Source organism: Chitinophaga sp. (assembly GCF_036569125.1).
In the GTDB taxonomy this organism is placed as follows: domain Bacteria; phylum Bacteroidota; class Bacteroidia; order Chitinophagales; family Chitinophagaceae; genus Chitinophaga.
The window spans coordinates 1-10,587 of record NZ_DATCRF010000304.1 but is presented as its reverse complement, the minus strand read 5'-3'; the positions used below and the strand labels follow the sequence as shown (position 1 = coordinate 10,587).

At 49.4% G+C, this 10,587-nt stretch carries 8 protein-coding genes; 6 read left to right on the top strand and 2 right to left on the bottom strand.

Features of this window, described 5'->3' with window-relative positions:
* A partial coding sequence (locus tag VIM87_RS11280) for a SusC/RagA family TonB-linked outer membrane protein (protein WP_331997092.1) occupies positions 1-2,936 on the bottom strand: 2,936 nt, incomplete at its 3' end.
* 168 nt (positions 2,937-3,104) lie between these two features.
* Here VIM87_RS11280 and VIM87_RS11275 point away from each other — a divergent pair.
* Genes VIM87_RS11275 through VIM87_RS11250 form a run of 6 tightly spaced genes read left to right on the top strand, consistent with a single transcriptional unit; the run spans position 3,105 to position 9,455 of the window.
* Positions 3,105-3,992: an AraC family transcriptional regulator gene (locus VIM87_RS11275; RefSeq protein WP_331997091.1), complete on the top strand. Its 888-nt coding sequence runs from the start codon at positions 3,105-3,107 to the stop codon at positions 3,990-3,992.
* Between the two features lie 11 nt (positions 3,993-4,003).
* Positions 4,004-5,548, top strand: a complete 1,545-nt coding sequence (locus VIM87_RS11270; protein WP_331997090.1) for a gluconokinase — start codon at positions 4,004-4,006, stop codon at positions 5,546-5,548.
* Positions 5,545-6,645, top strand: a complete 1,101-nt coding sequence (locus VIM87_RS11265) for a bile acid:sodium symporter family protein (RefSeq protein ID WP_331997089.1) — start codon at positions 5,545-5,547, stop codon at positions 6,643-6,645. Before VIM87_RS11270 ends, VIM87_RS11265 begins: the two co-directional genes overlap by 4 nt.
* 10 nt (positions 6,646-6,655) lie before the next feature.
* A complete protein-coding gene (locus VIM87_RS11260) occupies positions 6,656-7,603 on the top strand; it encodes an RraA family protein (RefSeq protein ID WP_331997088.1) in 948 nt (315 codons plus the stop codon).
* A 19-nt stretch (positions 7,604-7,622) separates the two neighbouring features.
* Entirely contained in the window at positions 7,623-8,903 is a 1,281-nt protein-coding gene (locus tag VIM87_RS11255) for a mandelate racemase/muconate lactonizing enzyme family protein (protein ID WP_331997087.1), read from the top strand.
* 15 nt (positions 8,904-8,918) lie between these two features.
* A complete protein-coding gene (locus VIM87_RS11250) occupies positions 8,919-9,455 on the top strand; it encodes a hypothetical protein (RefSeq protein ID WP_414649624.1) in 537 nt (178 codons plus the stop codon).
* 52 nt (positions 9,456-9,507) lie between these two features.
* Here the strand turns inward: VIM87_RS11250 and VIM87_RS11245 are convergent.
* Positions 9,508-10,587, bottom strand: a 1,080-nt coding sequence (locus tag VIM87_RS11245) for a PLP-dependent aminotransferase family protein (RefSeq protein WP_331997085.1), incomplete at its 5' end; no start/stop codon positions are given.

The window sequence follows — 10,587 nt, the reverse complement described above, 5'->3', positions numbered from 1 at the left end:
CCGCCATTATAAACAACTGCTTCCACGATCTGCTGTGTACGAAGATGCTCCCAATAGGTTTGTGCCGAGGCCACCGCCTCGTTCGGATTGCCGCTGGCATCCACTCCCTTACCTTTCACTCCGGATTCACGGCCTTCCAGCGTCATTTTGTGCAGGCCGTGCCGCACGGCGTTGAAGTTAGTGCCTGACAGTACTTTATTTCCCAGCTTATAATCAACGAGCACATTTAGCGTAATGCCGTTGTAATTAAAGGAATTAAGGAAACCACCTACCCATTTGGGCAGGGCGCTGCCAAACAATACAAAGTCGGGTGTGCGCTGGGGCAAACCGTTCGACTGAAAGATCATTTGTCCTTTTTCATTCCGCGCATACCCGTAACCGGCTATCTGGCCTATCTCCTGCCCCACCACCTGCCGGGTTTCACCATTAAATACATGCGTGCCCGTAGTAATGCGCTCACCTGGTTTGTCGGTAACAATGCTCAGCACTTTAGTAATGTTGTACGATGTATTGGCCGTAAATTCCCAATTGAACTTTCCGCTTCTTACGGGCACCAGGTTTAACAGGGCCTCAAACCCTTTATTGCGGCTTTTGCCGCTGTTGATGGGTGTATTGAAATAACCGGATGCATCTGAGATCTGCACCAGTACTATCTGATCGCTCGTGATCTTCCGGTAAGCTGCCAGGTCCAGGTTTACACGGCTGTCGAACATACGTAATTCCAGCCCCACCTCTGTTTCCGCCACACGGCTGGGTCTTAGCCGGGGATTGGGCAAGGTGGTGCCGGTAACACCGTTACTGATAGTGCTGGTGCCTACCGGTACCGGTACCCCATTGGGATTGGTAATAAAATTGGGGTTCGGCAGATAGAACAGCCGGTCCGAATAAGGCGCTACGTCACCGTCGCTGCCTACCTCCGCATAACCCAGCCGCACTTTACCGAAGTTCAGCCAGCTTAATGCAGGCAAGTGTTCTGAGAACACATAGCTGCCGGAAACGGATGGATATAAAATGCTTCTGTTGTCCGGAGACAGTGTAGAGAACCAGTCGTTACGCACGGTGCCGGTTAAATAAAACGTTTGTTTCCAGTTCAGCTCCGCGGAGCTATAAAGCGAGTTCACACCCTGTTCCGTGAGCGTATACACCGGATCTTTTCCGCGCCCGTTCTGCACCGTATACAAACCCCTGATGATAAAATCGGTTACTACCACTCTATTGATGTCGGCCCTTTTGCGCATGCGGTTGCCCCCGGCATTCAGGTTCAATCCAAGATCACCGAACTGCCGGTTTGCATTCACCAGGAAATCCATGTTGGTTTCCCGGAAGCGGCGTGATTCCTGTGTATATATACCGTTCACGAAACCGGGAGGCGCTGCCGCCCTGGAAGCCTGACCGGTTGGGAAGTTATTTACATCTTCATCGCGCGACCAGTAATCCTGCCCAACGCGGCCCTGTACACTTAACCATGGCAGAACGTTATATTTCAACGCTACATTGCCAAAGATGCGGTCGCGTTTAATGTTGTGGAACTGCTCCGCCAGCACCCAATACGGGTTGGTGCGGTTCGTGAACCTGGACCACGGATATTCATTGCCTGCCGCGTTGTATTTGTTCTCATTGAGCACACTTAGCGGCATGGAGGTCGACATCGCCATTAAAGAAGTAGGAATGGAATTATCCTGGTTAGCAATATTCGGCGGGTTCTTATTTACTTCCCTGGAATAGTTGATATTACCGGATAGCACAAGCTGCTCAACCAGGTTGTAGCTGAAGCCCAGGTTCATGGACTTACGGTTGAAGGTATTATTGGGCATGATGCCCCTGTTATCCGTATTGTTCAGCGACAGGCGCAGGCCGCCTTTATCATTGCTGGTTTCAAAGGCTACCGTGTTGGCAACATTCTGGCCATGACGGTAAAACTCTTTAATGCGGCTGCCCTGCGGCTCGTATGGAACCGTTAAATTATTGAACAGCACCTGCGTCATGCCGGGTGCAAATTTTTCTCCGAACGACCACTGCCCCGAAGTAGGATTGGGCGTAGTAGGGCGAACGCCGCCCTCCCCCTGGCCATATTCGCGCTGGTAATCGGTAAAGTCCAATGGGGTATCATTGGTATAGTTCAGGTTATAGGTAACGCCAATACCTTTTGTTTTTCCTTTTGTTTTAGTGGTGATCATGATCACGCCATCTTTAGCGCGTGAGCCGTACAGCGCCGATGCCGGCGCGCCTTTTAAAACGGTCATGCTTTCTATATCATCCGGGTTTATGCTCGATAAACCATCTCCCCCATCTGCAAACACCCCGCCCTCTTTTACATTTCCTGAAATAATATTGTCGTTGAAGTTAGTATTATCAATAGGTACGCCGTTGATAACGATCAGCGGGTTGTTTTGCCCTGAAAGGGATGACTGGCCACGGATACGGATCTTGGAGGTACCACCGGGGCCTGTGCCCAGCGATGAAATATTCAGGCCCGCCACTTTACCCTGTAAGGTATTCATTACGTTGCTGGTGCGGTTCACCGTCAGCTCTTCGGGCTTAACGCTGGTGGCGGAATATCCCAGGCTACGGGCCTGCTTTCTGATGCCCAGGGCGGTGACCACCACCTCGCCCAGGCTCTGGTTCTCCTCCATCAGGGTTACATCCAGCGCCGTACGCCCCGCAACCCCCATTTCAATTGTTTTATATCCCACTGAGCTGAATACCAGCGTGGCATTGCCGGCAGCCGGAATGCTGTATTTGCCATCGGTATCAGTGGTGGTTCCGTGTGTGGTTCCTTTTACGCCCACAGAAACACGGTAAAGTTTTACACCTTTTTCATCTGTCACTGTACCCGTAACTGTTTGTGCATAGGCGGCGGACCGCAATAAAAGAAGAATTAAAAGCAGCCGCAGGCTGGTCAGGCAGGGACGCCTGGCGTTGATGTGTATTTTCATAACGGGATGTTGTTAAGGTAAGTTCGCACAACAAATTATCCGGTATTACACTGAAAAACTTCCAAAATAGAACAGTGTTGAATTTTGTACATCTCTGATGAATAAATTTCTTTTCTTTATACAGTATTCCACGAATGAAACTGATTCCCCGCATTTAGATAAAACCATATGCATCAATTTGTACTACAACGCGGCAAATCGGCAGAATTGAGGTTGTTCCCGCATATTTCTGAACTGGGCATAAAAAAGAATGGCGCTATTCAGCTCAACACGTTCCTTAGCACAGCCACAGACGATATACGCCTGTATTATATAACAGAAGGCAAGTTCGGATGGCGCATCGATCATCAGCCGTATGTGCTATACCCGGGCGATGTGGCGCTGATATTACCCGGCGTACTGTTTGGCAGTGATGACGGTGTATTGGAGATCGGCTCCTTTTCCTGGCTGCATATCAGCATGCAAAAGCTGGGGAACGGCCATTTGCTGCCTGGCAAGTGGAGCGGCCTGTCGGAAAGCGAAGGCGCCGCTATCGGTAAAATATTATTATTAAACTACACGCCCGTGCTATCCCGGTTCAATGAAGCAGGTAAAATACTCAAATGCATACACGCAGAATTGTCCGGTCATGAAATAGGCTATCAAACGCGGGTCAATCACCAGCTTGACGAGCTGTTGATACAGATCACCCGGCACATGACCACGCAAAACAATCCCTGCCGCGACTTTCCAAAAACATTCATGCACCTTGAAGAGGCCCTGCGGCGGGACCTGAGCTATCAATGGACGGTAGAAGAAATGGCGGCGCTGGTTGGGATGGGCACTACCCTGTTTACAGAGCGTGTAAAAAGCTATTCCGGTTTTTCACCCATCAATTACCTGATCAACATCCGCATTTCAGAAGCCATCAAGCTGTTAAAGCGGCCGGATATCAGCGTAACGGATATAGCGCTGGATACCGGCTTCTATTCGTCGCAACATTTTTCCACCACCTTTAAAAAACTGACCGGTTACCGGCCCAGTGACTTCAGAAAAAATCATTTACAGAACAAATAATTACGATAGACATGGAATGTATCATTACCATTGAGCTGGGAACAAACGGGGTAAGGGTTTTTGCCTTTGACCTCAACGGCCACGTCCTCCATTCGATGAAAGGCCATTATCCTACATTTCATACTGATCCCGATCATAGTGAGCAGGATCCTGAGCAGATCTTTATTACCACCCTGTATGTGATAAAGAACCTGCTGAACCAATACATTTACCCGAAAAAATATAAAGTAGCCTGCATTTGTTTCAGCGCCGCCATGCATAGCTTACTGGCGGTGGACAAAAATGGCAACCCGCTTGGCAATGCCATTACCTGGGCCGATAACCGCGCCAAGAAAGAAGCGCTGGAGCTGCGCCGCTCAGCGTCCGGCGCCGCCCTGTATGCAGCCACAGGCACCCCCATTCACCCCATGTCGCCCCTGCTGAAAATAGCGTGGCTAAAGAACCGGGATAAAGAACGGTTCAAACAAACCAGTAAATTCCTTTCCATAAAAAGTTATATCATTCACCAGCTAACAGGTAAGTACCTGATAGATTATAGTATTGCATCTGCTACCGGCTTGCTGAACATACATACTGTTGCATGGGAAGCAGATGCTTTGCAGTATGCGGGCATTACAGCGGCCCAGCTGCCTGAGCTGGCGCCTATATTTACTACAGCCGGCAAGCTGAAAATGGCTTACCAGCAATCACTGGGCCTGCCTGCCGACGTAAAAATACTTATCGGTTCCAGTGATGGCTGCCTGGCCACACTGGGCGACGGTGTAAAAGGAGAAGGCCAAGCCACCATTACCATTGAAGACAGCGGGGCGGTACGGGTAATGGGCCCCACCGTATTGAAAGATGATCAAATGCGCTTCTTCAATTACCTGCTTACCGACGATTGTTATGTAAGCGGCGGGCCTACTAATAACGGCGGAAATATCTTTGACTGGTTTGCCCGGCAGTTCGGCGATTTCACGAAGCCCTTTGATATAGCAGACAGCATGCAGCTGCTGCTGGAAGAAGCATCAAAAGTACCGGCAGGCTCGGACGGATTGTTGTTCCTGCCCTATTTGCTGGGTGAACGCGCCCCCATCTGGAATGCTAATGCCAGGGGCACCTATTTTGGGCTGAACATTAAACATGAACGCAAACATTTTATACGCGCTACCATTGAAGGTATATTGTATGAGATCTACAGCATTGGTAAAAGCCTTGGTGAGCAACGCACCATCAAAAGCCTTTCGGTGAACGGCAGCTTCGGTACTATTCCTTTCTGCACCCAGATCATTGCCGATATGTTCAATAAACCCGTACACCTGCGGCGGGAATTTCACAGCGTAAGCTTTGGCGCCTGGCTACTGAGCGCTACTGAAATGGGCCTTTACAGATCGCTGGATGAAGCGGCCCGCATTGTGGAGCTGCCCGATATGTATGAACCGGATCAACAGCATCATGCCATGTATGCCGACTACTTCGGCATCTTTGAAAAGCTGAGCACTAAATTGTTTGATGAATTTGAGGCCATTGGAAACCTGCAGCAGAAATATGCTGCCATTAAACCTGTTACCGTATGAAGCGTTCCACGGTCTATTATCTGGCATCCGCTGTTTGCTTAATTATTTACATTGTGCTGGCCCTGCTGCAGCAACATCAATGGGGCGGCTGGATCTTATTGTTGTTCTTTCTGAGCCTGGCGCTGGCTTTCCGGCAACATGCGCTGCTCAAAGGCCTTTCTTTTACCTTAATGGTTATAGCGGTGGTGAGCCTGGCCATGTATTATCCCTGGCATTTTAAAACCATCGGCAGCTTCAAGCTATCGGGATTGATCATTCCCCTTTTGCAGATCATCATGTTTGGCATGGGCACGGAATTAAGCCTGAAAGATTTTGCCAATGTTATCCGCATGCCCAAAGGCATTATTGTAGGAGTGGTATGTCATTACATGATCATGCCGCTGATAGGGTTTGCCCTGGCCAGCCTGTTCAAATTTCCCAATGAAATTGCTGCGGGCATCATACTCGTAGGCTGCTGCCCCAGCGGGCTGGCCTCCAATGTAATGTGTTACCTGGCCAAAGGCAACCTGGCCTTATCCGTATCCGTTACTACTATTTCTACTGTAGTGGCGCCCTTTTTAACGCCCCTGCTTATGCAATTGCTGGGTGGCAGCTTTGTGAACATTAACTTCTGGGATATGGCCTGGGATATTACCAAGATCGTGATCATTCCCATAACAGCAGGCCTGGCTTTTCATTACCTGGTGCATGGTAAATTCAAATGGCTCGATAAGGCCATGCCCCTGTTATCCATGGCCGGCATTGCCATTATCCTGGTTATCATTACTGCAGCCGGCAGGGATAACCTGTTACAGGTAGGCGTTCTATTGCTGGTAGCTACCATTTTCCATAACGTGCTGGGATACTGCATGGGGTACTGGTCGGGCAGGCTGCTGCGTTTTCATGAACGGGATTGCCGCACCATTGCCCTGGAAGTAGGCATGCAGAATGCAGGACTGGCTTCCGGGCTGGCGTTAACCATGGGCAAGATGGCTACTGCCGGACTGGCGCCTGCCATTTTTGGACCTGTAATGAATATCACCGGCTCTTCCCTCGCCAGCTGGTGGCATAATCATCCACCTGAAAAAGATACACAACAATCATCTTCACCATTATAAACCCATTAATATGCACAGATCAAAATATTGGCTGACAGCCGTATTACTGTTTTGGGTATACGGCTCATTAAAAGCGCAGCAGATCAGCCGCGAGCAGCTTATTGCACTTACACCTGAATGGAAAGGCGAACGCTTTGCCGATGGCAGGCCCAAAGTACCTGACAGCCTGCTGGACCGTATGAAGCTGGTAACCCTGGAAGAAGCATGGGCCGTGCTCCGCAACGAAAATTACAAGCACCAGTATGAAGGCGAATGGCAAACCATTAACCCCGACAGTGTGCTGGTAGGCCGCGCCGTTACCGCCACCTTTGTGCCGGGCCGCCCGGACCTGCACCGCGTCATAGACCAGTTTGGCGTGCGTGATAAAAGAGTGAAATCGCAAAACTCCTGGCCTATTGACCTGCTGGTGAAGCGCGATGTATATGTGGTGGACCAGTTTGATGCTTATGAAGATGGTCCCACAGTAGGAGATAATCTCGGCAATTCCATTTATGCCAAAACCGGCAACGGTATCATATACGATGGCGCTATCCGTGATATCAAAGGATTAAAAGAGATCGGCTCCTTTACTTCTTTTTTCCGCAGCTACCATCCATCGCACCACCTGAATAATCCTGCGGGCGAATTAAATACCACGCTTGCCGGCATTAACCAGCCCACACGCATAGGCAAGGCAACTGTAATGCCCGGCGATGTGGTGCTGGGGCGGGATGGCGGCGTGATCTTCATTCCTCCGCAGCTGGTACAAAAAGTGGTGGTAACCTCCGAGATCGTGCGCCTGCGCGATATGTTCGGCCACGAGCGGCTGCGCGCGGGAAAATATACACCCGGACAGATAGACTCACGCTGGAGCGATGAGATAGAAAGGGATTTTTCTAAATGGCTCAACGAACATATCAACGAGCTGCCTGTATCCAGCAGCCAGATACAGGAATTTTTGAAAGGAAGAACATGGTAAACCCAAAAAACACGCTATAATGACCAATCCAACATCAAGAAGATCTTTCATAACCAAAGCTGCCATCGCAGCTGCTATGGCCCCCCTGACCGCTTTGCCTGCTTTTGGACATGGATATGAACAAGCCATAAACCGCGCGCCCAAAGCCTCCGCTCCTTCCAACCTTAAGATCACGGATGTGAAATGCGGTTACATCAGGGGCAGCCTGTTTGTAAAAATATATACCGACCAGGGTATCTGGGGATGCGGCGAAGGTGTGGATGCCATTCCCGGCACCTATTACCTGGTAAAGAATTTTGGTGAGCGCATCAAAGGACAAAGCCCTTTGAATGTAAACCGCCTGTTTGAAGACATCCGCAAATCGGGTTTCTTCCAGGGAGCACAATCAGGCATGTATGTAGCCGTATTATCAGCTATAGAAGCAGCTTTGTGGGACCTGGCCGGCAAGGCGCTGCAATTGCCCGTGTACCAGCTGCTGGGCGGCAAGTTCCGTGATAAGGTGCGTGTATACTGTGATACTGCCTTGTACCAGCAACGCCTGCCTAAACCTTCGGATTTTGCGGAAGCAGCCACGAAAGCAAAAAGTATGGGCTTCAATGCTATTAAGTTCGACCTGGACCAGGCCAATGATCCAAACAAATACGACCGGTACAACTGGACTGCCAGCCCGGCCGAACTGCAACGCATGTACGACCAGCTAAGTGCCGCCCGCCAGGCCGTAGGCCCTGAAATTGATATCTGCGCCGACATGCATGGGCGGTATGATGCAGTGACCGCACAGGCTATTGCAAAAAGACTGGAGCCCCTGAACCTGATGTGGCTGGAGGAACCGATACCGGCTGAGAATGTAGAGGCCTATAAGCTCATCACGGAATCGACCAGCACACCTATTTGCGCCGGTGAAAACCATTACCTGGCCTATGGTTTCCGGAGAATGCTGGAAACAGGCGCCGTGGATATTGTAATGCCGGATCTGCAAAAATGCGGCGGGCTGGGAGAAGGACAGCGCATTGCCAACCTGGCCAATTTATATTATGTACCTTTTGCACCCCACATGGTAGCCTCTTTCCTGGGGGCCATGGCCTGTGCGCATGTTTGTGCATCCGTACCCAATTTCATGATCATGGAATGGCAATCTTATTTTCATACACAGCCTATGTTTAAAGAGATCGTTACCTATGATGGCGAATGGGTGAAAGATAGCTTTATAACAGTATCGGATAAACCGGGTATTGGTGTGGAGATCAATGAAGCCGGTATGAAAAAATATGCTATACCGGGAGTACCATTTTTTGAGTAGGCAGCACACTGGAACATTACTAACATGACTATTAAGAATGCTCCTGATTGCGGGCTGGTATTCCAGTATGGCGGTTATAACTACGTGTATAACGTTACTACTTCCGGCAATCACGATTCCGGTTTGCAGATCTACAACCAGTCGCATCACAACAACGTGAGCTACTGTAAGTCCAATGACAATTACGATACGCAGAACGGTGGTGAAAATGCAGATGGTTTTGCCTGCAAATTATCAGCAGGTGCAGGCAACAAGTTTGATCACTGCACAGCCAACCACAATTCAGATGACGGCTGGGACCTGTACGGACAGCCCTCTACCGTTACGATCACGAATTGTACTGCTACCAACAACGGGTATGGCGGCAACGGTGATGGCAACGGCTTTAAGCTGGGCAGCTCCGGACAGAATGTGCCGCATACTGTAACGAACTGCACATCCAGCTATAACATGGCCTCCGGCTATGATGGGAACGGGAATACCGGTCATATTACTATTACCGGCAGCACCGGCGCCGGTAATGGCAAAACACTGTTTTACAGGTTGTATTAATTGTAGTTTGCAGTGCCCTCTGTAATCTGGGGGCACTGCATCTATGATGATTTTAGTGCCGGCATATGCTTTTTAGAATTTCCACGCTTTTAACTAATTCTTCTTTTGAAGATGAGGCAAAACCAAGCCGGATGGCATTTGCATTATAGTCAGGGTATTGATGTGCTTTTCCATCTGAAATGTACAAGCCTTGCGCATAGGCTGCTTTCGACAATTTTTCCAGGTTAACCGGTCTTGCAAATGTTGTCCAAACGGTCATTCCACCTTCAGGAACGGTAAAATTAACTGCATCGTTCAGCTCACTTTTCAGTAGTGAACAAAAAAGGTCCCTCCTTTCGTGGTAAACAGCCAGGGTTTTTCTGAGATAGCGCTGTATAGTACCATCATGCAGCAACCCGGCCATTGCATTATCCATAATATGATCGCCCTGCCGGTCTAACAGCACACGTACCTGCGCAAGATGTTCAATTACATTCTCCGATGCTACCAAATAGCCCATCCGGAAGGCAGGGGAAAAACTTTTGCTAAAGGAACCGCAGTAAATTACCATCCCGTTTTCATCGGCGCTGGCAAGGGGTTGCAAGGGCCGGTGTTTGTAGTGAAAGTCGTAATCATAATCATCTTCCAGGATAATAAATCCGTATTCATTGGCCAGCCGCACCAACTCTAAACGCCTGTCAATACGCAGGGATACCGTGGTGGGATAATGGTGGTGGGGGGTTACATATACCATTCTTACTTTCGTTTTGCGGCATATTTTCTTTAATGCGTCTACGACCAAACCATTTTCATCAACAGGTATGGTTAGGTGTTTAGCTTTGGCGTGGGCAAAATTAAGCTCGGCCCTCTTCCAGCCCGGAATACCTGAAACCACCACATCTCCCGGGTTTATCAACCCGTTGCAAACGAGATTGATGCCCATTAAGGTGCCTCTTACTGACAGGATATTTTTGGCAGTAGTTCTCAGTCCTCTGGTATCATTCAGGTAAGCGGACAACGCTTCTCTATAATAATCCGGCCCATCGGGATAACTGTAACGGCCAAACTTATTATATAGCCCGCTTCTTGTTAACTGGCCGCGGTAAGCCCTGCAAAATTCTTTTATGGGGGCCAGTTTAGGGTCGGGAAATCC

Coding starts and splice junctions, on each gene's coding strand:
- VIM87_RS11265 (WP_331997089.1), top strand. CDS start 5,545: ATGAAGCGTTCCACGGTCTATTATCTGGCATCCGCTGTTTGCTTAATT.
- VIM87_RS11255 (WP_331997087.1), top strand. CDS start 7,623: ATGACCAATCCAACATCAAGAAGATCTTTCATAACCAAAGCTGCCATC.
- VIM87_RS11270 (WP_331997090.1), top strand. CDS start 4,004: ATGGAATGTATCATTACCATTGAGCTGGGAACAAACGGGGTAAGGGTT.
- VIM87_RS11260 (WP_331997088.1), top strand. CDS start 6,656: ATGCACAGATCAAAATATTGGCTGACAGCCGTATTACTGTTTTGGGTA.
- VIM87_RS11275 (WP_331997091.1), top strand. CDS start 3,105: ATGCATCAATTTGTACTACAACGCGGCAAATCGGCAGAATTGAGGTTG.